The organism is Streptomyces sp. NPDC002867 (genome assembly GCF_053591895.1).
Map to the genome: position 1 here is coordinate 45,399 of NZ_JBSFUR010000005.1, position 23,732 is coordinate 69,130.

Here is a 23,732-nt window from a genome sequence, read left to right on the forward strand (position 1 = left end):
CGGCCGCACTCTAGCCGTGTGTTTGCAGTTGCGCTAAACACACCTCATGCAATCACTAACGCGCATACGAGTGGCAGCGGTCGTCGCTGTGCTCGGTCTCTTCTCGGTCTTCGCGGGGGCCGGGCGGTGCGGCGGCCGCCCCCGCGGAACCGCCCGGCACGACGGTCGGCGACATCACGGACTTCGAAGCCTCGGGAGCCGTCTACCGGATCGGTGCCGGCAGCGCCGCGGCGAGGGTCACCTTCGTCTCCGACGGCGTTCCGCATCGAACTCGCGCCGGACGGCAGGTTCACCGACCCGACGGGCGACGACATCGTGCTGCCGCAGGGCCCGACGCCCGCGACGTACTGGAAGGAGCGGCCCGACCGCTACGAGCTGAGCACGCCGAGGATCACGCTGCGCGCCTACAAGTCGCCGCTGCGCTTCGCCCTCCATCGCGCGGACGGCAGCCGGGTCTGGTCCGAGACCACCGGACTGACCTGGAACCGCCGACAGCACCACCCAGAGCCTCGCGCGCGGCGCCGACGAGCAGTTCTACGCCACCGGCATGCAGAACGGCCGCGGCAACACCTCGCACCGGGGCAAGAAGGTGGAGGTCGGCGTCGACTACAACTGGAACGACGGGGGACACCCCAACTCCGTTCCGTTCTACCTCTCCTCGGGCGGCTACGGCGTCTTCCGCAACACGTACGCGCCCAACACCTACACCTTCGGCGACCCGGTGACGGCCGCCGCGCGCGAGAAGCGCTTCGACGCCTACTACTTCACCGGTGACGCCAAGGACGTCATCGGCCAGTACACCGAGCTCACCGGCAAGCCGTTCCTGCCGCCGATCTACGGCATGGAGATCGGCGACGCGGACTGCTACCTGCACAACGCCAACCGCGGCGAACGGCACACGCTCGACGCCCTGAGGCCGCCGACGGGTACCTCCAGCACGACATGCCGAACGGCTGGATGCTCGTCAACGACGGCTACGGCTGCGGCTACGAGAACCTCGCCGAGACGGCCAAGGGCCTGCAGGACCGCGGCATGCAGCTCGGGTTGTGACCGAGGACGGCATCGAGAAGATCGCCGACCAGGTGAAGGCGGGGCAGCGGGTCGCCAAGCTGGACGTGGCCTGGGTCGGCGGCGGCTACAAGTTCGCGCTCGACGGCTGCAAGGACGCGTACCGGGGCATCGAGGACAACAGCGACGCCCGCGGATTCACCTGGGCGCCGGAGAGCTGGGCCGGTGCGCAGCGCTGTGGGGTGCAGTGGTCCGGCGACCAGTCCGGCAGCTGGGAGTACATCCGCTGGCAGATCCCCACCTACGCGGGCGCCACCATGTCCGGCCTCGCCTGCACCACGGGCGACGTCGACGGGATCTTCGGCGGCAGCGCCAAGACGTACACCCGCGACCTCCAGTGGAAGATGTTCCTCGGCACCACGATGACGATGGACGGATGGGCCGCGAGCGACAAGCAGCCGTTCCGGTACGGCGAGCCGTACACCTCCGTCGCCGTCGGCGGCAGGAACCCGGCGGCGGCGGCGACCGTCTCCGCCCCGGCGGGGCAGGAACTCGGAGCCGGTACTGCCGGTTCCGTGGCCGTCGACATCACCGCGGGCGCCGCGGACGTGACGGACGCGGACCTCACTCTGCGGACGCCGGAGGGCTGGCAGGCCGCGCCCGCGGGCACGGTGGGCCGCATTCCCGCGGGCACGACGAAGAGGGTCGAGGTCACCGTCACTCCCGCTCAGGGGGCCAAGGCCGGTGAGGAGACGCTCGAAGCGCTGGTGCGGTACCGGTCGGACGGCGAGTCCCGCACGTCCACCGGACGGTTCGCCACCGCCGTGATGCCCCCGCCGCCCACGGCCGACGCATGGGCGAGCGATCTCGTGTGGCTGCGGTCCGTCAACGGGTACGGCCCCGCCGAGCGCGACCGGTCGAACGGCGAGTCCGGCGCGAGCGACGGGCGCACCCTGACGCTGGCGGGCAAGACGTACGCGAAGGGCATCGGCGTGCACGCCGACTCCGGCATCGAGGTCTACACGGGAGGCCGGTGCACGGCCTTCACGGCGGATGTCGGCATCGACGACGAGATCAACGGCTATGGCGAAGTGGCCTTCTCCGTCGAGGCGGACGGCAAGGTGCTGTGGACGTCCCCGAAGGTGACCGGGGCGTCGGCCACCGTGCCCGTCGACGTGCCGCTCGCCGGCGCCCGGCACGTGCGGCTCAAGGTCACGGACACCAACGGGTCCAAGACCGGGGACCACGGTGACTGGGCCGCGGCGATGTTCCACTGCGGGGCACAGCGCCGGACATTGGCCGGAGGTCCCTCCGTCCGGTGTCCGGCGCTGCCCAACTCCCGTTCCGTACAAGGGCATCACGCTGCACCACAACCCAACGGACCGATCGCACGGACCCCACGCAACCCCTTCACCACTCCAGCCCCTCGCGAGACTCCGACGGCCCCAACTGGTTCAGACGGGGCTCCAGGCGCCGTACGACCTCGGCATCCGCGCCTTCTCCGTCCCGCTCGACCACATCAGCTGAACCCGTTGGAACTGCGAGGCGGACAGGGCCGCTTACGGCGCGCACGGACGGCAGTCCGCCGCCAAGGCGCAGGTCGACCTCCTCAACGACGTGTCAGCGCACCTTCGTGGCCACCCTTCGCCCGCATGAAGAGCTGGAAGCTCCTCCGCGACTGCCGCTTGAAGAGAGACGGCGTCCATCACGCCATGGTTGGCATAGCCCACCTCGACAACCTCGCGCTCGCCGGACAGACCGGCCCAAGGTTGGCATCCCCGATGCTGACGTGTCGGGTCAGTTGATCATTGCGGGACACCCCTGAGCAGGGGGCCGTTCTACCTTTACCTGTTGCCAGGTGGGGAGTTGTGGTGGCGGTGCCTTGTCAGTGGGGCCGGCGCCGCGGAATGGGTCGACTGGTTCAACAACCAGCGCCTCCACAACGCGATCGGAGACATCCCACCCCACGAGCACGAGACCAACCCCTGCGCTCGACATCAGCCCCAATGGCGGCTGGAGTCAGCGCATAGAGCCTCCACCGGCCCCGGAGCGGCTCACCCCGAACGTGTCCTGTCTCCTCACGGGTGAGCCCCCATGAGCTGGGCGACGTTCTCGGCGGGCTGCCGGCCTGTGTGCTACCGGCGCCGCCGGGTCCGGCGTCACTGACGCGGCGCTGCTCGGCTGCGCGGTGCTCACCGGAGAGGGCGCCGTCCACCACTCCGCGCGCGTCCGCGAAGCGGAGGCCCTCGCGGTGTTCGGCGTGGGGCCGGCCACGCTGCAGGCCGCCCGGATCGCCGGCGAAGGAGGAGTTCGTCCGCCGGGCGGGCGCAACCGACGATGTCCTGCGGTGCCCTCCTGTGGTCGTCTCCGGCTCCGGCCCGGTGTCCCATGACGCCGGCCCACAGTGCTGTCCTGGCCGGAACCACCGGTACCGCATAGGCGAAAGAACTGCTGCACAACCCGTTGACGTACATACCGTCCGGTCAGTACGTTCCCCGCAGTCGCGATGCCGCCCCCCTGCTCCGCCCATATCCCCCCTGCCCTCCCCCCACCCATCGGAGTGTGCACTCATGGACACGGCGCCTGCCGTAGCACCCGCTCACCCCCCTCCCCACCACGGCCGCGGCCGACGACGCAAGGAGACGGCGCAAGGTGGCCACGGCCGCCGCCCTCACCTCGACCGTCGAGCGGTCCGCCCCGGTCCGTACGGTGATCGCCTCGGCACCCGACCCGGCGAGCCGACTGGCCGCCGTCGTACCGACGCGCCTGTGTCGTTGTGGACGCCGGCACCGCTGGCCACCGCAGTGCGGCGACGCCTTCTGCCACCACGGAACGATCGACGGCCACTCCCCGTACCGGCCGCCCTGCGCGCCATGGAAATCCTTGTCGCATTCGACCTGAAGAAGGTCCGCGACAACCACGCCCGCATCGCCGAGCTCTACCGGCGCGCAGACCCCGACCTGGCGATCAGCTGTGCCTACGAGCCGGCACCGTACGAAAAGATGTCGCAGGCGTGTAACTGACGCCATGGTGGGCGCCGTACGCAGCGCGCCCACTCATGCTCGACGGCCGTGTCGACCAGGTGCGTATGTCAATTCCGGGTGCACGTCGCCCGCAAGACGCCGACTGGCCCGGTGCGACCTCGATGCGGGTGCGCGCTGGATGTCGTCAGTGAGGCCAGACTTCTGGGTCGCCTCCGTGACCCGGTGTTCCTCGATGCCCACGGGCGCGGCGTGCTCCCTCGAGTCGTGGGAGACCGAAATCGGGCTCTTGCCGGCCCCCAAGCAATTCAGTCCAACAGGGCAGTTGGACTAGCCAAGGAGAAAGATGTCTACTCCCAGCAGTCTCGGTGCCGGGTTCGCCGCGTCGTGCGCCGTGATCCTGAGTGCGGCCGCACCGGTCAACGCGGCATCCGCCGTTGAGCCGGGCCCCTCCATCGGAGGAAAAGTTTATCAGGCGGGTTGGTGGTGGAAGAGCAACGACGAGAACGAGGTCGATAAATCAGGCCTCATCGCTCGGCCTGAGCCGACGCCGCCGAATGTGCCTGCCGGTGCGATGACCGTGGCGGCGGCCAATGGTGCGGAGGAGATGGTCGCGGCCGTCGAGTTCGCCCTGGAGTACGGCCCTGGCGCGGATGTGACCTCGTTCGATGTGATGCTGAGGGAATCGTCCGCCCCCGAGTCGAACGTGAACTCCGACGGCGAGGGCGTCAAGGTCGTGGCGTGCCCTGTCACGGATGCGTTCTGGACCAAGGCCGAGGGTGGAAAGTGGTCGTCGCGGCCGGCTTACGACTGTGAAAGCGCCGCTGCTGCCGGTAAACGCGGCAAGGACGGGATCTGGCACTTCGACCTCACGTCGATCGCGCGGCTCTGGCTGGCGCAGGACAGTCAGCTACCCACCTCGATCGCCCTCGTGGAGCAGGTCGAGGCGCCGATGAGTTTCCAGGTGACCTGGGACGGGCCGTCGGACAAGGGCATCGGCATGAAGCTGGTGGCGACCGGGGGAGCGACCCCCCAACCGCCGGCTGACATACCGGCGGACAGCGGGACGACGGGCGATTCGGGTGCGGTCGGCACAGGTGCCGGTACGGACGTCTCCGGGGAAGTACCGGCGGATGCAGGAACCATGCCGGATGAAGCCACGGCGCCGGCCGCCACGGAAGCCCGGGACGTGGCCCGCAACAGCGGGCTGCAGTTGCCGGCTGCGGCCACCCCGGTGACGCACGTGGGCTCAATGCTGGAGGACATCCCCGGCGGAGTTCTCTTCCTGATCCCGGTCGGGCTCGGGCTCGCCTATGCGGTGATGTTCGCGCTCGGCCCGAACGGTGAGCCGGTGCTGTCCGGTGCGCGTCACGGTGTGGGCCGCGCGCTCGACCAACTCCGGGTGGTCAAGACGCTTTTCAAGGAGGCGAAGTGATCCGGCGACGGTCGAGGCAGATCGGTGTCGCAGCGGTGGCGCTGGCGTTTGCGGTGGTCTCGGGCTGCGGGCAGAAGCCGGGCGTGAGCGGGCTTTACGCCGGGCCGGGTGGACCGAGTGGACAGGGCACCGCTGCAGGTGCGCTCGGAGGGGTTGGTACGGACGGTCAGCCGGTTGATCCAGGCGCCCTGGACACCGGCGCGCAGGATGTGAGTGCGGGCGCCGGCACAGACGCCGCCGGCACCGGGACCGGGACGGGGACCGGGACCGGGACGGGCACTGGCGGTACCGGTGACAAGGGCGGCAGCGGTGGCGGCACCAGCGGGCCGGTGCCGCCGGGTATCGGCGATCCCACGCCGCTGAAGCCGGGCGAGCCGATCAAGATCGGCGTGCACGCACCGGTGACGGGCGCGGCGGCGATCCCCCAGAACTCGATCGAGCGCGCGGTGGGCGTGTACGCCGACTACATCAACAAGAAGGGCGGGATCAACGGGCGGAAGCTCCAGGTCAAGCTCGAGAACGACAACTTCGACCCGTCGACCGCGGTATCGAAGTGCAAGAGCTTCATCGAACAGAAGTACTTCCTGGTCATCGGTTCCGCCGGTGCCGACCAGATAGACGCCTGCGCGCGCTACGCGAACTCCCGGCAGTGGCCCTACATCTCGGGCGGTGTGCATGAGTCCAATCCGCGTCTCGGATCGCTGAACGCGCTGCAGACCTACTTCGCGGCCTACCTCACCTACGAGCAGCAGGCGCCGCTGATCACACGTGAGATGAGGGCGGCCTTCTCCGGGCAGAAAGTCGGGCTGATCGTGGCGGAGAACGATAATCTGGACAACTACGCGAAGATACAGGGCAATTCACTGAAGCAGGCGTTCGGAACCAAACTCGTGCTGAACGAGCGCGCTCCGAAGAAGATCCAGGCCGAAGCAACCTCGATCGCGGCGAAGATTTGCAACAGCGGTGCGAAGGCGCTCGTGTGGAACGCGAGCCCTGGCGGCCTGGTGAATGTATCCAAGGCGCTGACGTGCAGCGTGAAATTCTACGGTCCCGGGAACACGAGCGGGCTCAACGTGGTTGCCACGGGTGGCTGCCCGCAGATCGACGGCGCCCGGTTCTTCTCGTCGTTCCCGCAATTGGACAGGATAGACTCGATCGACTCCGAGTTCCGGAAAGCGTATAAGGCAAAGAACGGCGGAGCTGATCCGGACGATATCGCCATCAATGCCTGGGGTCTTGAGAAGCTGGTCGGTCAGATGCTCCAGGCGGCCGGCAAGAACCTCAGCCACCGCACGTTCATGGCGACGCTCAACAGTGGCAAGACCTTCGACGCCGGGGTGTTCCCGTCGGTCAAGTTCGCACCGAACAAGAGGTTCGGTGGCAGCGCGATGTACCTGCTGGAAGCCGACTGTGGTTCGCGGCAGTACAAGACCCGGCCCGGGAGGTACAAGCCGTGAGCCAGGAGCTGGTCGTCGCCCTGGCCAATGGGTTGTTCCGGGGCAGTGTGTACGCGTTGGTAGCTCTGGGCATCGTGCTGGTGTACCGCGCGACCGGTGTGTTCAACTTCGCGCAGACGGAGTTCGGCACCACCGGCTTGTTCGCAGCCTTCGTGGCCGTGGAAATGTGGCACTGGGACTACGCGCTGGGCCTGCTGTTCGGCATATCCGTGGCCGTCGTCATGGGGCTGGTGACGGAGCGAGTGGTGATCCGTCCGTTGCGGCACAGCTCGAAGGTGACGCTGCTGGTAGGTACCGCCGGTGTCGCGACGACGGCGATCGGCATCCAGTTCTGGCTCACCAACGAGCAGCCGATCCGGGAGATGCCGCCGATCGTCGAGGGCTCGATCGCCACGGTTCTGGGAGTCGCCATCACCTACCAGAAGGTGATCACGGTGTTGGTACTGATCGTGGTGGCGCTGGCGCTGGCGGCGTTCTTCCGGTCGCCGTCCGGGCTGGCGATACAGGCCGCGCAGCAGGAGGCCACCGCCGCCGAACTGGTGGGCATCAGCGTGCGCCGGGTGTCGATGATGACATGGGGAATCGCCGCGGCCCTCGGTGGGCTCGCGGGGATCCTGTCGGGTCCCAACGACACCTTCACCGCGGCGTTCCTCACCTTCGGCGGCGGTGCGGCGCTGCTGCCCGGCCTCATGGCCGCGGTGCTCGCCGGGATGCGCAGCATGCCCGGGGCGCTGGCCGGCGGCCTTCTGGTGGGCTTCGTGGAGCAGTTGGGTGCGCTCAGCGCGCTGGCCGGCCTGCCCGGGCCGAAGGCGACGATTCTCTTCGTGTTCCTGCTGGTAGTCCTGCTGCTTCGCCCAGAGGGCCTGTTCACGCGAAAGGTGGTCGGCGCATGAGTGCGGTACAGGCATCGCCCGGCAAGGAGGCGTCCGCCGAGAGCACGCTCGTTCTGCCCAGCGTGGTGGGGAAGCCCGAGTCACGGTTCCGGCCGACCACCGCCGGGTGGTTCGCCCGCGGCTTGGCATGGGCGGCCCTGGCGTGGTTCGTGTTCGCGGTTCCCGGCAACTTCCTGTCGCCCTTCGACCTCCATGGCGAGGACATCGGACATCTGATCACCGCTGCCGTGTTCGTGATCACCGGGCTCTCGCTCAACATCCTGATCGGATACACCGGCACCATCTCGCTCGGCCACCAGGCGTTCGTGGGAATCGGGGCGTTCATGGCGGCCTACATGGAGGTCGACCTAGGTATCGACTTCTGGTTGGCGGTGCCGATCGCGGCGATCGTGGGTGGCATGCAGGCAGCGGTGCTCGGCGCGATCTCGCTGCGGCTCACCGGGTTGTACTTCGCGCTGGTCACCTTCGCCTATGGCGTGTTCACCGAGGAGAGCATCTTCGGAATCATCAGCTTCACGGGCGGTGACGCCGGTAAGGCGGTCACGCGGCCGATGGGGTTCCAGAGCCCCACGGCCTATTACTACCTGTGCCTCGGGTTCGTGGTCGTGGTGCTGTGGCTGGATTGGCGTTTGACCAGAACCAAGGGCGGACGGGCGCTGCAGGCCCTGCGGGAGAACCCGAGGGTGGCGTCCTCCTATGGGATCAACGTCAAGGCCTACACGTTGCTCGCGTTCGTCACCTCGGGAGTGTTCGCGGCCGTGGCCGGAGCGCTGTTCGCGCACGGCAAGGACCTGATCGTCCCGCAGAACTTCGGCTTCGAGCTGGCGCTGTCGTTCATCTTGATGACCGTCGTGGGCGGCTTGCGGAACCGTGCGGGAGTGGTGATCGGCTCGGCGTTCTTCGCACTCATGGAGGGCGGCTGGCTGTTCAAGACCTGGCTGTTCGACACCGTCGGCGTGGACTGGCTGATCGAGGACGGCATCGGGCTGCCGCTGAGCTTCGTGCCCCATGTCCTCGGCCCCATCCTGCTGATCCTGACGCTGACCACCCACCCCGGCGGTATCGGGCAGCAGATCGCACCGATCAAGGAATGGATGCTCGGCCGGAAGTTCGACATCCACACCGGGAAGGTGCGGGACGTGGAGGTAACCGATGTCCGTGCTTGAGGTCGACAACGTCAGCATCCACTTCGGCGGCGTGAAGGCGCTGCAGCACATTGACCTGAAGGTGGGGGAGTGGGAGATCGTCGGCATCATCGGCCCGAACGGGGCCGGCAAGACGACGCTGTTCAACTGCATCACCGGGTTCTACAGCCCCACCAGCGGTGGCGTCCGCTACCGGGGCACGAACATCACCGGCAAGCCGGTGCACGAGCGCACCAAGCTCGGGATCGGCCGCACGTTCCAGAACGTCGGCCTGGTGAAGAACACCACCGTGCTGGAGAACCTGGTGACCGCCCAGCACCTGGAGACCGATTACGACCCGTTCGCCGGCATCCTCGGTGGACCGGCCACTTTCGCCGAGGAGCGCAGGCTCGCCGACCGGGCACACCAGATCCTCGAGCTGATGAACCTCGAGGGAGTCGCGCAGGCCCGAGTGGCCGATCTGCCCTACGGCTTGCTCAAGAAGGTGGAGATCGCCGCGGTGCTGGCCACCGACCCCGACCTGCTGCTTCTGGACGAGCCGGGTTCGGGCATGGGACCGGAGGAAGCCCACCAGCTCGGCGACACGCTGCTCGAACTGCGCAAGGAGTTCGGCGTGACGATCGTGATGATCGACCACCATGTGCCGCTCGTCACCAGGGTGTCCGACTACGTCTACTGCCTCAACTTCGGCCAGGTGCTGGCGGAAGGCAAACCGGACGAGGTGCGGCGGCATCCCGAGGTCGTGCGCGCCTACCTGGGCGAGGACCCGGAGGAACCTGAGGCACCCACGGTCACCGCGGCCGACGCGCCGGCCACCGAGCGGGCGAGAGAGGAGTACGTCTGATGGCGCTGCTCGAAGTGCGCGACCTCGTGGTCGGCTACGACCAGTACCCGGTGCTGCACGGCGTCAGCTTCGACGTCGAGCAGGGCGAGTGCTGCGTGCTGCTCGGCCTCAACGGCGCGGGCAAGACCACCACGGTCACCACAGTCGCGGGGATGCTGCAGCCGCAGTCCGGCTCCATCACCTTCGACGGCAAGGAGCTGCGCAAGGGCTCGCCGTCACAGCGGGTGGCCGGCGGCATCTCGCTCAGTCCGGAGGGCCGGCGGCTGTTCCCCCGGCTGACGGTGAGTCAGAACCTCAAGCTCGGCGCGTGGTCCCGCCGCCGCGACTCCAAGACGCTCAAGCGGCAGATGGACCTCGTGCTGGACTACTTCCCGCGCCTGGCCGAGCGGGAGAACCAGATCGCCGGCACGCTGTCCGGCGGCGAGCAGCAGATGCTGGCGGTGGGGCGCGCGATGATGTCCCGTCCCAAGCTGCTACTGATCGACGAAGCCTCCCTCGGTCTGTCGCCCACCGTGGCGCGCACCGTTTGGGAGGTCACCTCGCGGATCAAGGCCGACGGCACCACGGTGCTGATGGTGGAACAGAACGCCGGCGCGCTGCCGTTCGCGGACCGCGCGCTGATCATGGAAAAGGGAACGTTGGTGTACACCGGCGTGGGAGACGAGTTGCGGACCGTCAACCTGCGCGAGGCGTACCTCGGATCAGGTGCATAGGAGTCATACATCATGCAGATCAACTTCGGTCGGCTGGGCGGGCAGCTCGGTGTGCTGCTGTGCCTGATCGGTTTCGTCCTGATGTCCCTCGGCTGGAACGGGGCGGCGAGCTACAACTCACTTCCGGCGCAGTTCCCCTACCTGATCTCGGGCGGCGTCATCGGCCTGGCGGTCGTGGTGGTGGGCGCCGCGATGCTCATCGTGCAGAACCACCGGGTGGACCGGGTGCGTTTGGAGGCGGCGATCGACCGTCTCGCCGTCGCCGCAGAGAAGCAGGGGCTCGGCGGTCCCGGCGCGCAGGGTCCGGGCTTCAGCGGCTACGTGGTGGCCGGTGCCGCGTCCTACCACCGCGTCGATTGCCAGCTGTCGGAGGCGCGGGACGAGTCCGAGCTGCTCGGCATCGAGGCGGCGATCGATCGCAACCTCGCGCCCTGCCGGGTCTGCGCGCCGCCGCGCGTTGCGATACCCGCCCGGCAGGGTTGAGGCGGGCCCTGCCACAACTGCGCAACACGATAGCCTCGTGAGGAGAGACGCTGACGTGCTTCTGACCAAGTGGCCGTGGCTGCGGATCAAGGTCACCCCCGCGGTGGCCGGGGCGGTCGCCGCGACCACCGCGGCGACCGGTGTGGCGGTGTACCAGGTCGCCCAGCCGGCCGAAGCCAGCCAGGTCATGGCCGGCGCGGTTGACGGCGGAAGACCGCTGTATCCTGAGCCGCCACCGGTGGGCGCCCTGTGGCTGGAGCCCTCGCCGGCTCCGGCGGCGATGCACGCCGACGAGCGTGATCGTACGGATCGGATGCGGCTGGTAGGGGCCGTCGCGATCCCCGCGCGGGTGCTGGCCGCCTACCGGAATGCGGTGGCCGTCCTGAACGAGCGGCGACCTGGTTGTGGGCTCAGATGGCCGCTGCTGGCGGCGATCGGCCGCGTGGAATCGGGTCACGCCCGCGGTGGCCGGGTCAATGCGGACGGCAGCACCATCACCCCCATCCTCGGCCCCCGACTGGACGGCGGCCCCGGTGTGGCGGCGATCCGCGACACGGACAACGGGGTCTATGACCATGACACCGCATGGGACCACGCCGTCGGTCCTATGCAGTTCATTCCCTCGACGTGGCAGCGTTGGGGAGCCGATGGCAACGGCGACGGCACCGCCGACCCGCACAACGTGGGCGATTCCACGCTCGCGGCGGCCCACTACCTGTGCGCCGCGGGAGGAGACGTGAGCCGGGACGGCGGCCTGCGCCGAGCCGTGCTCGCGTACAACCACTCCGAGCAGTACCTGGACCTGGTGCTCGCGTGGATGCGCGTCTACGCGGGCGAGGCGGCGGCGGTCGAGACCTCGCCGGCCACGCAACCGACGCACACTGCGCCGACGGAACCGCGCCCCAGCGACGAGCCCTCACGGCGGGACAAGGAACCACCACGACAGCCTCCACGGCAAGGCAAGGAGGAGAGCCCGTCCCCGAGCCCAGACGGACCACCTGAGCGACAGGAGCCGGACGCGCCCGCTCCGTCGGATCAGCCATCCGAACCGGAGGTACCGGATCTGCCGCTGACCACTGATCAGTAGCCGGTATGAAGCCACCCGGCGGCTCCGCCGCCGGGCCGGCCCTGGCAAGAAGAGGGTGCCCGCTCTCCCCGGCCGCGTCGACGCCGAGCCGCCTAACGGCTGCTGCGCGAGCGATGACCCGACCGGCTCGACTGGAACAGCGGGTCACCACGAGACGACCTACCTCGCCGACCCGCACGTGCAGATCGGGCTGGTCACGGCCTACGGCGGCCTGCTCACCTCACCCTGCACACCAGCCTGCTCCTCGCCAAGGAGTACGCACTCACCGGCGCCCGCATCCCGGCCGAGCGCGCCGTCGCGATGGGGCTCGCCCAACCATGTGGTGGCCGATCTGTTGGCCGACGCATGGCATGCGCGAAGAAACGATCGCGCGGCTGCTGCGGCAGGCGGCCTAAAGCACCAAACGACTCTGCGGCCGCAGGCCGTTGACGACAGGTCATGCCGACGACGCCGGTGCTGGTTCGTGAGGAGAACGAACAAGGGAAAGTGGTTTGCCCCGCAGGGCCGACCGCCTGATGTGCCGATAGCCGACCGAGTGCCTTGAGACATTGTGAGGTTGACCATGCAGGAAGCAGGAAAGCAGCAATCCGTTCATGACGACCGCCTCGGACGCCCGGTGATGTCGCTGTCCGATCTCCACGCGACACGGCCGGAGCGCCATGTCCGCATGATGCGTTGGAAGAAGTTGGCCGGAGCGCTGTCGACGATGCTGGTGGTGCAGCATCTCGTACCTTCCTCGGCAGCTGTCGCTACGGCCGCTGCTGAGAGGAGGGTCGTCACGGGCCCGGGTGCCGGCGGCGGAAGCACCCCTCTCTATCCCGCTTACCCCGATCTCCCGTCACTGTCGGATCTGCCGGGTGTGACCGACAGCCCTGCCGTGCGGAACGGGGGAGGCCGGGGGCAGGAGCGGCCTGTTGTCCAGGGGATTCCGGCGACGGTGCTGCAGGCCTATCAGCGGGCGGTGGACAACACCAGGGCATCGGAGCCGGGTTGCCACCTGCAACTGCCGTTGCTGGCGGCGATCGGGAAGGTGGAGTCCGGGCATGCGCGGGGCGGTGATGTCGACGCCCAGGGCACCACGCGGACGCCGATTCTGGGACCGCGGTTGGACGGCAGTCCCGGTGTGGCGGCGATCGCCGACACGGATCACGGGGTCTACGACGACGACACCGTCTGGGACCGCGCTGTGGGATCCATGCAGTTCATCCCGTCCACCTGGCGCAGCTGGGCCGCCGACGGCAATGCCGACAGGAGGGCCGATCCGAACAACGTCTTCGACGCTTCGCTGGCCGCAGGCCGGTACCTGTGCGCGGCCGGCGATGATGTGGCCACACCCGAGGGGCTGCGGCGGGCCGTGCTCGCGTACAACCACTCAGAGTCCTATCTCCACCTGGTACTGGCCTGGATGCGCGTATATTCCGGCGGCCCCGTCGCGGTGCCCGACACACCGGGCTCGGATTCTGACACCGCACCGGATGCGCCTCGCCACCACGCACGGCAACCGGAACACACACCGCCGCCACGCAGGGCGGACAACACTCCGGAACCGGGGCGACCCGCTGGCAACCAGCCCGCTCCGGTGCCATCCCCGGGCACGAGTACGCCGGGTGGTGAGGGGGGCGGCGCCCCCGGTGGTGCCCTGCCTTCGTCGCCCAACGCACCCACCCCGCCCCCGGCTCCCGTCCCGACCTCGCCGGCACCTCCGTCGACTGTGCCAACCATCCATACCGGCACCACCGGTTGAGTCGTTGGGAAGTTGATGAGAAGCCACCTGACGACCGCTTCCCGTTACGCCTCGTGCTCCGCCTGGGCCCCACTACGTCGGCATCTTCGACGCCTTCGGTGCAGACGCGGCGCACCGCGCGCCCGCCGAGCGCAGCCGATTCACCCACACTGACTCCGGCCGTGTCGGCGGTACGGATCAGTGGGGCTGTCACCGATGACGACGTCGTCGGAGTACCCGCGTGGGAGGCTCGGCTGCTGGTGTCCACCGCGCTGAATGTCGCCGACTGGGATTCGGCAAGGCCGGAGCGGCAGACGGCGCCGGTCGTGGTGACCTGGTCGGCGAGGCGCTACCTCGAACACTGGGCGTCATGGGACGCGGGCGACCGCGTCGGCGTCCTGCGGGACCTGCGCCCGTACACGGTGTCGATAGCAGAGGCGCCCGCCACGATCCGCGGCGGCGCCGTCGAGGACGGCTTCGTCACCGATGCCGCGCCCTGGCTGGACGCCACCGAGCTCTGGGGCCGTGCCACCGTCACCATGCTGGACGCGCTCGACGCCTGGCGCGCAGGCCGACAGGGAAAGGGCGGCCCAACTGCTCACCGCATCGCGGAACCTGCAGGAGCAGGCTCGCGCGGCGTCGATCCGCCCCGCAACACGCGGGGCAAGGCGCAGGTGAAGGTGGGCGACGGCGTGCTCGACACCTTCCTCGTCCAGGCCGAGGGCCGTATGGCCTGACCTGTCCGCCGCGCGGAGGCCGCACGGGTGGACCACCCCGGCCGGTCCACACACACCGCGGCCGCCTGAACGACGGCCCGAGCACGGGCGAACACCAGGGCAACGAAACGGAGGCGGCGCGCTGCCCGCCCCAACCGGCTGCTGTGTTCACGTATTTCTCGGGAACCGGTCACATCAGGGGCGGCCGTGGGACATCAACCCGCACGAGGGTTCTGGCGGTTCACACCGAACAGCCAAGGAGGACTCGTGGGCGTACGTCCCCTATCCCGGCGGAAGTTGCTCGGCCTCGGCGGCGCAGGGGCTGCGGCGCTGATGCTGGGCACCGGTGAGTGGAGCTCGGGCGCCGCGTTCGCCGCCCCCGCCCTGACCGGCAACCCCTTCACACTCGGCGTCGCTTCCGGCGACCCGCGGTCCGACGGCGTCGTGCTGTGGACCCGGCTGGCGCCCGACCCGTTCGCCCAGGACGGCATGGGCGGCATGCCCGACGCACCCGTCCGCGTCCACTACGAGGTCGCCGAGGACGAGCGGTTCCGCCGCGTCGTGCGCAGCGGCAGCGTCGTCGCCACGCCCGAGCTCGCCCACTCCGTACACCCCGAGATCGAGGGCCTGCGGCCCGACAGGGTCTACTACTACCGCTTCCGCGCGGGCTCCGAGATCTCACCGGTCGGCCGCACCCGGACCACCCCGTTGCCGTGGGCGAACCCCGCCGATCTGAAGTTCGCGTTCGCCTCCTGCCAGGCCTGGCAGGACGGGTACTTCACCGCCTACCGGCACATGGCCGAAGAGGACCTCGACCTGGTGGTCCACCTCGGCGACTACCTCTACGAGTACGGCGTCAAGACGAACAGGCGCGGCGTCACCACCGACCCGAAGTTCCACACCGAGACGGTCGACCTCGCCCGCTACCGGCTCCAGTACGGCCTCTACAAGTCCGAGGCCCCGCTGCAGCAGGCCCACGCCCGCTTCCCGTGGATCATGACGTTCGACGACCACGAGGTGGAGAACAACTGGGCCGACGGCATCCCGGAGAAGGACCAGGACCCCGCGGCCTTCATGCTGCGCAGGGCCGCCGCCTTCCAGGCCCTGTACGAGCACGCGCCGCTGCGCCGCCCCCAGCTCCCCGAGGGCCCGGACGTGCAGATGTACCGCAGGCTCTCCTACGGGCGCCTCGCCGACTTCACCATGCTCGACACCCGGCAGTACCGCGACGACCAGCCGTGCGGCGACGGCATCTCGGCGGACTGCGCCGACCGGTTCGCCCCCGACCGGACCCTGCTCGGCGCACCGCAGCGCGACTGGGTCCTCAGGGGCTTCAGCCGCTCCCGGGCCCGCTGGCAGGTCCTCGGCAACCAGGCCCCCATGGGCCAGACCGACCATGACCCGGGTCCCGGCACCAAGGTGTGGATGGACCCCTGGGACGGCTACGCCGCCGAGCGCAACCGGCTGCTCGCCGAGGCGGACTCCCGCGGGGTGCGCAACCTCGTCGTCATCACCGGCGACCGGCACCAGAACTACGCCTGGGACCTCAAGCGGGACTACGCGGACCCGGAATCGGCCACGGTCGGAGCTGAGTTCGTCGGCACGTCCGTCACCAGCGGCGGCGACGGCGCCGACATGACGGCCGAGGGCCAGACGTTCCTCGCAGCCAACCCGCACATGAAGTTCTTCAACGGCCAGCGCGGTTACGTGCGCGTCCGCGTCGACCGCCGGCGCTGGACGAGCGACTTCCGAGTCCTGCCGTACGTCACCAGGCCCGGAGCTCCGATCAGCACGCGCGCGAGCGTCGTGGTCGAGGACGGCGTGCCCGGCGTCCAGGTCTGAACCGGGCAGCACCTCACGCGAGGACCGCACCGGCGGACGCCGGTGCGGTCCTCGCCGTGCCCGGCTCACCTCCGTGACACAGGCCGCCGCCCACCCCGCCGCGAACGGAACGCAATCCGGCTGTGCGGGCCGGGCAGCGGTCGGACCTGTCCTGGGCGGGTCGTTGCCCGGGTCAGATCCGGCCGCGGCTGCGGCGACGCAGAAGGACGGCTCCAGCGGCCGCGGCCATGCCCGTCAGGGCGGCGCCCGCGGCGACCTCACTGGTGCCGGGTGTGTAAGAGCCACCGAGGCCGCCTTGCGCCGCCGTGCCGGCGAGGACGGTGAAGGTGGCATGGGCGGTGCGGCCGCCGCAGTGCACGCTCAGGGTGGCCCTGCCCGGGGTGGCGGTGTTGTCCACCCGCGCAGTGGCCGTCGACGTCGCGCCCCGGGGCAGCGTGACGGTGGGAAAGACGGCCGAGGTGACAGTCCCGCCGCCGGTACAGCCCGAGGCGGTGACCGTCAGCGTCGCGCCCTGATGCACCTGCCCCGGGCTCACCCGCACATTCGACGGCCCCGCTCCCGCCCCGGGAGCGCCGCTCGCCCACGCCACCGTCGGCGAGAGCGTCAGCACCCCGACGACAGCGGCTTCGGCCAGCCCGATACATCTCCGTGAAACACGCATGACACTCCTCAACGGAAGGCAGCCCTGGAGGCGGAAGGCGTGGCCGCAGCGCCCCCCGAGGGGGTGTCGTTGGCCGCCTCCCGTACACACTGTGCGCACGATCACCGGCAGCGGCACGCCCACATCACCCCTGCCGTCTCCCGAAGAAGCGCGAAAGCCCAGGTGACAGGCGGTACCGACAACGTGGGCCGGGCGGTGGCGCGTTGGTGCAATCGGCCTATCGACGGCCTCCGCGGTGCGGACCTGTTCCGCCTGGCCCGGCCGACGGGAGGCCCGCACCCCGTCGGCCCAGGACAACAGGTCGGCTCGGTCAGGCGCTCAGCGCCGCCGAGACGACCGCGCGGGCCTCCTCCTGGACGCGGGCCAGGTGGTCGGGGCCGAGGAAGGACTCCGCGTACACCTTGTACACGTCCTCCGTGCCGGAAGGGCGCGCCGCGAACCAGGCACTGGCCGTGGTCACCTTGATGCCGCCGATCGCCGCCCCGTTGCCCGGCGCCTCGGTGAGCACGCCGGTGACGGGCTCCCCGGCGAGCGTGCCGGCCGTCACCTGGCCCGGGGACAGACGGCTCAGCACCGCCTTCTCCTCCCGCGTGGCCGGCGCGTCGACCCGGGCGTAGGCCGGCTCGCCGAACCGGGCGGTGAGCTCCCCGTACTGCTCGCTCGGCGTCCGGCCCGTCACCGCCAGCATCTCGGAGGCGAGCAGGGCCATGATGATGCCGTCCTTGTCGGTGGTCCACACCGATCCGTCGCGACGCAGGAACGAGGCGCCGGCCGACTCCTCACCGCCGAAGCCGAGCGTGCCGTCCGCCAGCCCGTCCACGAACCACTTGAAGCCGACGGGCACTTCCACCAGCTCGCGGCCGAGGTCGGCGGCCACCCGGTCGATCATCCCGGACGACACGAGCGTCTTGCCGACAGCAGCGCGGGCGGGCCACCGCTCGCGATGGCGGTAGAGATAGCCGATCGCGACCGCCAAGTAGTGGTTGGGGTTCATCAGCCCGCCGTCCGGCGTGACGATGCCGTGCCGGTCGGCGTCCGCGTCGTTGCCGGTGGCGACGGCGTAGCGGTCGCGGGCCTCGATCAGCGAGGCCATCGCGTACGGCGACGAGCAGTCCATCCGGATCCTGCCGTCCCAGTCGAGCGTCATGAACCGCCACGTGGGATCGGTGTGCGGGTTCACCACCGTCAGGTCGAGCCGGTGCTCCTCCGCGATACGGCCCCAGTACGCCACCGAGGCGCCGCCGAGCGGGTCCGCGCCGATCCGCACCCCCGCGGCGCGCACCGCGTCCAGGTCGAGTACCGCGGGCAGGTCCCGCACGTACGAGCCGAGGAAGTCGTACCGGCCCGTCGTCTCCGCGGCCAGGGCCCGCGTGTACGGGATCCGCCGTACGTCCTTCAGCCCGCCGCCGATGATCTCGTTCGCCCGCTCCTGGATCCAGCCGGTGGCCTCCGACCCGGCCGGTCCGCCGTTCGGCGGGTTGTACTTGAAACCGCCGTCCGACGGCGGATTGTGCGACGGCGTGACCACCACCCCGTCCGCCCGCCCCGCGGGACGCGAGCGGTTGTGGGCGAGGACGGCGTGCGACACCGCCGGCGTGGGCGTGTAGCCGTCGGCGGAGTCGACCAGCACGGTCACCCCGTTGGCCGCGAAGACCTCGACGGCGGTCACCCGCGCGGGCTCGGACAGCGCATGGGTGTCCGCGCCCAGGAACAGCGGCCCGTCGACGCCCTGCCGCGCCCGGTACTCGCAGATCGCCTGGCTCGTGGCGGCGATGTGGTCCTCGTTGAAGGACGTCGCGAGGGAGGAACCGCGGTGCCCCGACGTGCCGAACGCGACACGCTGCGCCGGGTCCGCCGGATCGGGGTGCAGGGCGTAGTACGCGGTCACCAGCCGCGCCACGTCGATGAGGTCCTCGGGCCGCGCCTGCTGTCCCGCGCGCTCGTTCGGCATCCGTCCACTCCTCCACGTCGGTCGGGTGCGTTCAGTGTGGCGTCCCCCGGCCCTGCGGCGCGAGGCGGCCCCGCCGGCACGGCCGCGCACCCGGCCAGGAACCTCACGGCGCCCCACGGCGTTGCCATGGTGACGCGCGGGTACGCGCCGAGTACGGACCGGAACGACACAGCAGAAGCCGAGGTGCACCAGTGGCGATGTGGGATCGGATCAAGGACCAGGCCAAGGGCCTGCAGCAGCAGTCCCAGGGCGTGCGGGGCGCAGGCGGACACGGCAGGCCGGGACCGGGCTCCTCGGGCGGCTCCCGGGCCCAGCTGGTGAGCACGCTGAAATCGCAGCTCACCTCGTTGAAGACGGAGTTGAAGAGCGGCGCCTACCGGGACGCGAGCATGGCCATGTGCGCCCTCGTCGCCGCCGCCGACGGCCACGTCGACCCGGCCGAGAGGCAGCACGTCGAATCGCTGATCCTGAGCAACGACGTCCTGCAGAACTTCCCGCCGGAGCAGCTGCGCCAGCGGTTCAACAAGCACGTCGATCAGCTGGCCTTCAACTTCCCGCAGGGGAAGGGAGAGGCCCTGCAGGAGGTCGCCAAGGCGGCGAAGAAGCCGGCGGAGGCCCGCGCCGTCGTCCAGACCGGTTTCGTCGTGGCCGGCGCGGACGGATACGTGGCACCCGCCGAGGAGCAGATGCTGCGCGAGGCGTGCTCCGTCCTCGGCCTGTCACCCACCGAGTTCGGTCTGTGAGCGAGGCTCCGCCGCCGTCCCGGAGCAGGGACGGCGGCGGAGCCGCTGGGTCAGGATTCGTCCCGCAGGGACTCGCCTACGCCGCGTGCCCTGTCCTTGGTGTCGCCGACGGCCTTCTTGGCGTGGCCCTTCGCCTGGTCGGTGCGGCCCTCGGCCTCCATCCGCTCGTTGCCGGTGGCCTTGCCCACCGTTTCCTTGGCCTTGCCCTTCAGCCGGTCGCCCCTGCCCTTGTTCTTCGCCATGATGTGCTCCCGTGTGCAGGCGGCCGCAGGTCCGCGGCCGAGTGAAATCACACCTTGCGGGTACCCCGATTCTGAACGACATGCATGCGCAGCGGCAGGTCATCGCAGTGGCCGCGCCGGTACGCCGTCCCGGGAGGCGCCGGCCGAGCGCGCGGGCCACGATGGAAGAAGGCGGTGGCATTCATGAACAACAGTCCTGAAACCTATGAGCTCGTGTTCCAGGCGCCCGCCGTGGAGGACGACGTCGTCGTGGTGCGTCGTACCGAGCGGACGGGCGCGGGCGGCTACCCCGTCTACGAGGACGACACCGGCATCGTGCGCGCGGAGATCAGCGACCGGGGCGAGGTGCGGATGCTGGCCAGCGGCGGACACCAGACGTACCACTTCCCGGTGGCGGCCCGCGTCCCGTCCCCGGAACGGGCGGGTCCCCCACCGGAGGCTCCGGACGGCGGCCGGAGGGGTCAGCCGGCGGCGGCCTGAATTTGTTCGCACTACGGCGGGCCGGGCTGGTCCCGGCCCGCCGCAGTGCGCCCGGAGAGGGGACGGCGGCCTGCGGGGAGCACCCGCCGTGCCCCGGGGCCTCGCCCGGACTGCGGCCGGCTCGGAGCACGCCCGGCCTTGATCAGCCGGCCGACGCCCCCGCCGAGCGGCGGCCCATCACCGGCTCGGCCACCAGGCGTGCCGTGCGGCACAGCGTCTGGCCATGGACGTCGAAGAGGTCGTCGCGCGAGTCGAAACGGCCCAGGTCCGCGACGACATGCCCGGACAAGTCGCAGGCCGCTGCGTCCGCCGGGCAGACCGTGTGCCCGTCCCAGTCGATCGCCGTACGGGACAGTGCCTCGAACAGGGTCTCCGGGCCCGCGTTGGTGAATCCGCCGCCGGGGTGACCGCTCAACTCGTCGAGCCCGCCGAAGAGTTCGGAGACGGCAAGCCACCCGCCGTCCGCATCCTCGGCCGGCCCGATGCGGAATTCGGGCCACGCCAGCAGCACCTGGTCCGGGACGAACCGGCGCATCCGGGGAAAGCGCGGGTACCACAGCGCCCCGTCCACGACCAGGCCGCGGACGCGGGTGGCGACACCACCGGCCCGCGCGACCGACTCGAGGACCGCGAGCCGCTGGCTGCACGACCCGCGGCCGCGCCGCAGCACCTCCGACACGGGGCGTTCGTCCTGCACGGAGTAGACCGGCCGGACGGTCGCGGCGATTCTGCGGTGTGCACGGCGCAGGGCCGCCAGCCGATCGCCGGCGGACAGGTCGCGGCCCGCAGCGGAGCCGAGGCTGCCGAGCAGCTCGCCGACCCGCGGATGGCGCCAGTCCAGGATCCGCGTCGGCTCGGTGCTCCCGTCCGCGGCCCTCCCGTCGGGCGTGGCAGTACGGACCCGCTTCCGCGGCCGCAGTATCGCACTCGTCATGGTGGCCATTGTGCCCCCGCCGGTTCCGGGCCCCGCAGCCGGTCGCCGAAGAGCGGGCCGGGACGGATGCTGGAAGCAGGACCTCCGACAGGGCGGGAGAGTGCGCCATGGCAAGGACGCTGGAGTGGAAGGTCGCGATCGTCCTCGTCGAGGAGGACGGCACGACCAGGGCCCAAGCGGTGCTGGACACCGGCACCGCCACGATCACCGGTCACGGCACGGCCCACCGCAACCCGCAGGACGTGGACGTACCCGAGATCGGCGACGAGCTGGCGGCCGCCCGCGCGATGCACAGCCTCACACGGCAGCTGATGAAGGCCGCCGACCGGGACCTCGAAGCGGTCGGAGCCGGGGACGGCAGCCCGCCGGGGGCCGGATACGGCTGGCCCTACACGACTCCGTGAGCCCCTCGCGCTCACCAGGCGACGCCGGGATCATTCGTGGGCGACGACGGCCACCGGCGCCGTGCAGTGGTGCATCGCGGCGTGCGCGACATGACCGATGTGCGGCGCCAGGGGAGCGTGGCGGACATGGCGCCCGACGACCACCAGCCCCGCGTCGGCGGCCTCGTCCACCAGCACCTCGGCGGCGGAGCCCATCACGGACCGCTCCACCACCTCCACCGAGGAATGCTCCCGGCGCCACGGCAGCAGCGCGGCGCCCAGCGCCGCGGCCGCCTCGCGCGCGCCCTCGGCCCGGGCGTCGGCCGAGTGCCCGACCACGAGCGGCAGCTTCCAGCCGTGAACGGCCCGCAGCGCGCACCCGCGCCGCGCCGCCTCGCCGAAGGCGAAGGAGAGCACCGGATCGGCCGGCCGGTGGAGATCCACTCCGACCACGACGTCCTTGTCCCGGTCGTGCCCGCCGACGTTGCCCTCGGCCCGCACGACGACCACCGGCGTCCGCGTGGCCCCGATGGTCGCCAGACCGACGGAGCCCATCAGGGCCCCCATCACCGTGCCCAGTCCCCGCGAGCCGAGCACCAGCAGCTCGGCGTCGGCGGCCTCGAGGGCGAGTGCGGCGGGAGGCCGCCCCGACACCCGGCGCGTGGAGATCCGGAGCTCGGCGTGGGTGCGCCGCAGTTCCCCGGCGGCGCTCTCCAGCAGCCTGTCCGCCCAGCTGCGGTGGTCGTCGTGGGTGATCGTGGGCATGGCCACGGCCACCGGCAGCGGCCACTCCTCCACATGCACCAGGAGCAGGTCCGCGCCGCGCAGCCGCGCGTCCCGGGCCGCCCAGTGGGCCGCCGCGAGACTCTCGGGCGAGTTGTCCAGGCCGACGGTCACATGCGTCATGGTCCGTTCCTCCTTCGGATCGCTCCTGCGGCCACTTTCCAGCGTCCCGCTCGACGGCGCCCGGCGGCCTGCGCCCGCGCGCGTACGCCCGGGCCCGCTGCCGGGACGCGCGGCCGGCCGCGGGAACGCCGTTCCGCGGGCGCAGGACGGGGTACCCGCCCGCCCCGAACACATGGCTCCGTCCCCCCTTCGCCGCCCGGCGGCGGAGGACGGGGCCGCCGCACGCAGCGGTGCCGCAGGGGGAACGACAGGGAGGGACGCCATGACCGTCGACAAGGGCGCCGGGCGGCCGGACCGCGTCCAGGGCCCGGCCGGGCGGGGCGCCGCGTGGACGGCCCCCGGCACCCGTCGGTTCTGGCGCGACGCCGCGGCCGTCGTCCTCGACACCGACGGCGTCATCACCGATTCCGCACGTCTCCACGCGGCCGCCTGGAAGACCGCCTTCGACGCCTGCCTGAAGGAGCATCCGCCGGACGTCCCCCAGGACCGCCGCCCCTTCGACGTCCACGACGACTATCTGCGCCACGTGGACGGCAGGTCCCGGCTGGACGGGGCCGCCGCGTTCCTCGGCTCCCGCGGCATGCGCCTGCCGCCGGGCAGGCCCGACGACCCGCCGGGCACCGGCACCGTGGGCGCAGTCGCCGCGTACAAGGAACGGCTGTTCACCGAACGGCTGCGGCAGCAGGGCGTCGACGCCTTTCCGGGGACCGTACGGCTCCTGACCGAGCTGCGCTCCCGGGCCGTGCCGCTCGCCGCCGTGTCCGCGTCCCGCCACGCCCGCGAACTGCTCACCCGCGCCGGCGTCCTGCCCTGCTTCGACGTCCTCGTGGACGGGCAGGAGGCCGCCCGGCTGCGGCTGCCCGGCAAACCCGACCCCGCTCTCTTCCTGGAGGCGGCTCGCAGGCTCGGCGTGCCGCCCGGCCGGTGCGCGGTCGTCGAGGACGCGCTCGCCGGTGTGGAGGCGGGCCGGCGCGGCGGCTTCGCCCTGGTCGTCGGTGTCGACCGCACCGCCGGCCCCGGAACGGGGGCCGCGCTGCTGGAACACGGCGCCGATCTCGTCGTCCGTGACCTCGCCGACCTGCTCCCCGCCACCCCCGAGGACTGA

The 23,732-nt window shown here is 70.7% G+C and carries 21 protein-coding genes and 3 pseudogenes; 19 read left to right on the forward strand and 5 right to left on the reverse strand.

The window, feature by feature from the left end; translation table 11 throughout:
- Nucleotides 1-46: 46 nt before the first annotated feature.
- From ACWD0A_RS06325 to ACWD0A_RS06395, 15 genes and pseudogenes are all read left to right on the forward strand, one after another.
- Nucleotides 47-2,219: pseudogene (locus ACWD0A_RS06325) on the forward strand (NPCBM/NEW2 domain-containing protein); the annotation flags it as partial.
- A 253-nt stretch (nucleotides 2,220-2,472) separates the two neighbouring features.
- A pseudogene (locus ACWD0A_RS06330) lies at nucleotides 2,473-2,683 on the forward strand (beta-N-acetylglucosaminidase domain-containing protein); the annotation flags it as partial.
- Between the two features lie 451 nt (nucleotides 2,684-3,134).
- Nucleotides 3,135-3,353 (forward strand): annotated as a pseudogene (locus ACWD0A_RS06335) (alcohol dehydrogenase); the annotation flags it as partial.
- Nucleotides 3,354-3,881: 528 nt separating this feature from the next.
- Nucleotides 3,882-4,031: a hypothetical protein gene (locus ACWD0A_RS06340; protein ID WP_451295565.1), complete on the forward strand. Its 150-nt coding sequence runs from the start codon at nucleotides 3,882-3,884 to the stop codon at nucleotides 4,029-4,031.
- A 304-nt stretch (nucleotides 4,032-4,335) separates the two neighbouring features.
- Nucleotides 4,336-5,424: a hypothetical protein gene (locus ACWD0A_RS06345; RefSeq protein WP_451295135.1), complete on the forward strand. Its 1,089-nt coding sequence runs from the start codon at nucleotides 4,336-4,338 to the stop codon at nucleotides 5,422-5,424.
- Entirely contained in the window at nucleotides 5,421-6,881 is a 1,461-nt protein-coding gene (locus ACWD0A_RS06350) for an ABC transporter substrate-binding protein (protein WP_451295137.1), read from the forward strand. Before ACWD0A_RS06345 ends, ACWD0A_RS06350 begins: the two co-directional genes overlap by 4 nt.
- Nucleotides 6,878-7,774: a branched-chain amino acid ABC transporter permease gene (locus tag ACWD0A_RS06355; RefSeq protein ID WP_451295139.1), complete on the forward strand. Its 897-nt coding sequence runs from the start codon at nucleotides 6,878-6,880 to the stop codon at nucleotides 7,772-7,774. The genes ACWD0A_RS06350 and ACWD0A_RS06355 overlap by 4 nt, the downstream gene beginning before the upstream one ends.
- A 65-nt stretch (nucleotides 7,775-7,839) precedes the next feature.
- Entirely contained in the window at nucleotides 7,840-8,940 is a 1,101-nt protein-coding gene (locus ACWD0A_RS06360; protein ID WP_451295141.1) for a branched-chain amino acid ABC transporter permease, read from the forward strand.
- Entirely contained in the window at nucleotides 8,927-9,763 is an 837-nt protein-coding gene (locus ACWD0A_RS06365; RefSeq protein ID WP_451295143.1) for an ABC transporter ATP-binding protein, read from the forward strand. The genes ACWD0A_RS06360 and ACWD0A_RS06365 overlap by 14 nt, the downstream gene beginning before the upstream one ends.
- Nucleotides 9,760-10,476, forward strand: a complete 717-nt coding sequence (locus tag ACWD0A_RS06370) for an ABC transporter ATP-binding protein (RefSeq protein ID WP_451295535.1) — start codon at nucleotides 9,760-9,762, stop codon at nucleotides 10,474-10,476. The genes ACWD0A_RS06365 and ACWD0A_RS06370 overlap by 4 nt, the downstream gene beginning before the upstream one ends.
- A 12-nt stretch (nucleotides 10,477-10,488) precedes the next feature.
- On the forward strand, nucleotides 10,489-10,959 hold the full coding sequence (locus ACWD0A_RS06375) for a hypothetical protein (protein WP_451295145.1): 471 nt from the start codon (nucleotides 10,489-10,491) through the stop codon (nucleotides 10,957-10,959).
- Between the two features lie 55 nt (nucleotides 10,960-11,014).
- Nucleotides 11,015-12,046: a lytic transglycosylase domain-containing protein gene (locus tag ACWD0A_RS06380; protein WP_451295147.1), complete on the forward strand. Its 1,032-nt coding sequence runs from the start codon at nucleotides 11,015-11,017 to the stop codon at nucleotides 12,044-12,046.
- A gap of 562 nt (nucleotides 12,047-12,608) precedes the next feature.
- On the forward strand, nucleotides 12,609-13,790 hold the full coding sequence (locus ACWD0A_RS06385; RefSeq protein ID WP_451295537.1) for a lytic transglycosylase domain-containing protein: 1,182 nt from the start codon (nucleotides 12,609-12,611) through the stop codon (nucleotides 13,788-13,790).
- Nucleotides 13,791-13,951: 161 nt separating this feature from the next.
- Nucleotides 13,952-14,506 (forward strand): hypothetical protein, encoded by a 555-nt coding sequence (locus ACWD0A_RS06390; RefSeq protein WP_451295149.1) that lies wholly within the window; start codon nucleotides 13,952-13,954, stop codon nucleotides 14,504-14,506.
- A 312-nt stretch (nucleotides 14,507-14,818) separates the two neighbouring features.
- The gene (locus tag ACWD0A_RS06395; protein ID WP_451295539.1) at nucleotides 14,819-16,327 is read left to right on the forward strand and encodes an alkaline phosphatase D family protein; all 1,509 of its coding nucleotides are present in this window, start codon (nucleotides 14,819-14,821) and stop codon (nucleotides 16,325-16,327) included.
- A 172-nt stretch (nucleotides 16,328-16,499) separates the two neighbouring features.
- Here ACWD0A_RS06395 and ACWD0A_RS06400 read toward each other — a convergent pair whose 3' ends face one another.
- Nucleotides 16,500-16,988, reverse strand: coding sequence for a hypothetical protein (locus ACWD0A_RS06400; protein WP_451295151.1), 489 nt, complete (start codon nucleotides 16,986-16,988; stop codon nucleotides 16,500-16,502).
- Nucleotides 16,989-17,298: 310 nt separating this feature from the next.
- Nucleotides 17,299-18,939: a phosphoglucomutase (alpha-D-glucose-1,6-bisphosphate-dependent) gene (gene pgm / locus ACWD0A_RS06405; protein WP_451295153.1), complete on the reverse strand. Its 1,641-nt coding sequence runs from the start codon at nucleotides 18,937-18,939 to the stop codon at nucleotides 17,299-17,301.
- Nucleotides 18,940-19,130: 191 nt separating this feature from the next.
- On the opposite strand from pgm, the gene ACWD0A_RS06410 reads away from it, so the two are divergent.
- Entirely contained in the window at nucleotides 19,131-19,682 is a 552-nt protein-coding gene (locus tag ACWD0A_RS06410) for a tellurite resistance TerB family protein (RefSeq protein WP_451295155.1), read from the forward strand.
- 50 nt (nucleotides 19,683-19,732) lie between these two features.
- Here ACWD0A_RS06410 and ACWD0A_RS06415 read toward each other — a convergent pair whose 3' ends face one another.
- Nucleotides 19,733-19,924 carry a CsbD family protein gene (locus ACWD0A_RS06415; protein WP_451295157.1) on the reverse strand — a complete coding sequence of 64 codons (192 nt, stop codon included), beginning with the start codon at nucleotides 19,922-19,924 and terminating at the stop codon, nucleotides 19,733-19,735.
- 183 nt (nucleotides 19,925-20,107) lie between these two features.
- On the opposite strand from ACWD0A_RS06415, the gene ACWD0A_RS06420 reads away from it, so the two are divergent.
- Nucleotides 20,108-20,404 carry a DUF6296 family protein gene (locus ACWD0A_RS06420; protein WP_451295159.1) on the forward strand — a complete coding sequence of 99 codons (297 nt, stop codon included), beginning with the start codon at nucleotides 20,108-20,110 and terminating at the stop codon, nucleotides 20,402-20,404.
- A gap of 142 nt (nucleotides 20,405-20,546) precedes the next feature.
- On the opposite strand, the gene ACWD0A_RS06425 is transcribed toward ACWD0A_RS06420, so the two are convergent.
- On the reverse strand, nucleotides 20,547-21,338 hold the full coding sequence (locus ACWD0A_RS06425) for a transglutaminase domain-containing protein (protein ID WP_451295161.1): 792 nt from the start codon (nucleotides 21,336-21,338) through the stop codon (nucleotides 20,547-20,549).
- Between the two features lie 107 nt (nucleotides 21,339-21,445).
- Between ACWD0A_RS06425 and ACWD0A_RS06430 the strand changes: the two genes are divergently transcribed.
- Nucleotides 21,446-21,742 (forward strand): DUF1876 domain-containing protein, encoded by a 297-nt coding sequence (locus ACWD0A_RS06430; RefSeq protein ID WP_451295163.1) that lies wholly within the window; start codon nucleotides 21,446-21,448, stop codon nucleotides 21,740-21,742.
- A 30-nt stretch (nucleotides 21,743-21,772) separates the two neighbouring features.
- On the opposite strand, the gene ACWD0A_RS06435 is transcribed toward ACWD0A_RS06430, so the two are convergent.
- Nucleotides 21,773-22,627 carry a universal stress protein gene (locus tag ACWD0A_RS06435; RefSeq protein ID WP_451295165.1) on the reverse strand — a complete coding sequence of 285 codons (855 nt, stop codon included), beginning with the start codon at nucleotides 22,625-22,627 and terminating at the stop codon, nucleotides 21,773-21,775.
- Nucleotides 22,628-22,889: 262 nt separating this feature from the next.
- Between ACWD0A_RS06435 and ACWD0A_RS06440 the strand changes: the two genes are divergently transcribed.
- Nucleotides 22,890-23,732, forward strand: a complete 843-nt coding sequence (locus ACWD0A_RS06440) for an HAD family hydrolase (protein WP_451295167.1) — start codon at nucleotides 22,890-22,892, stop codon at nucleotides 23,730-23,732.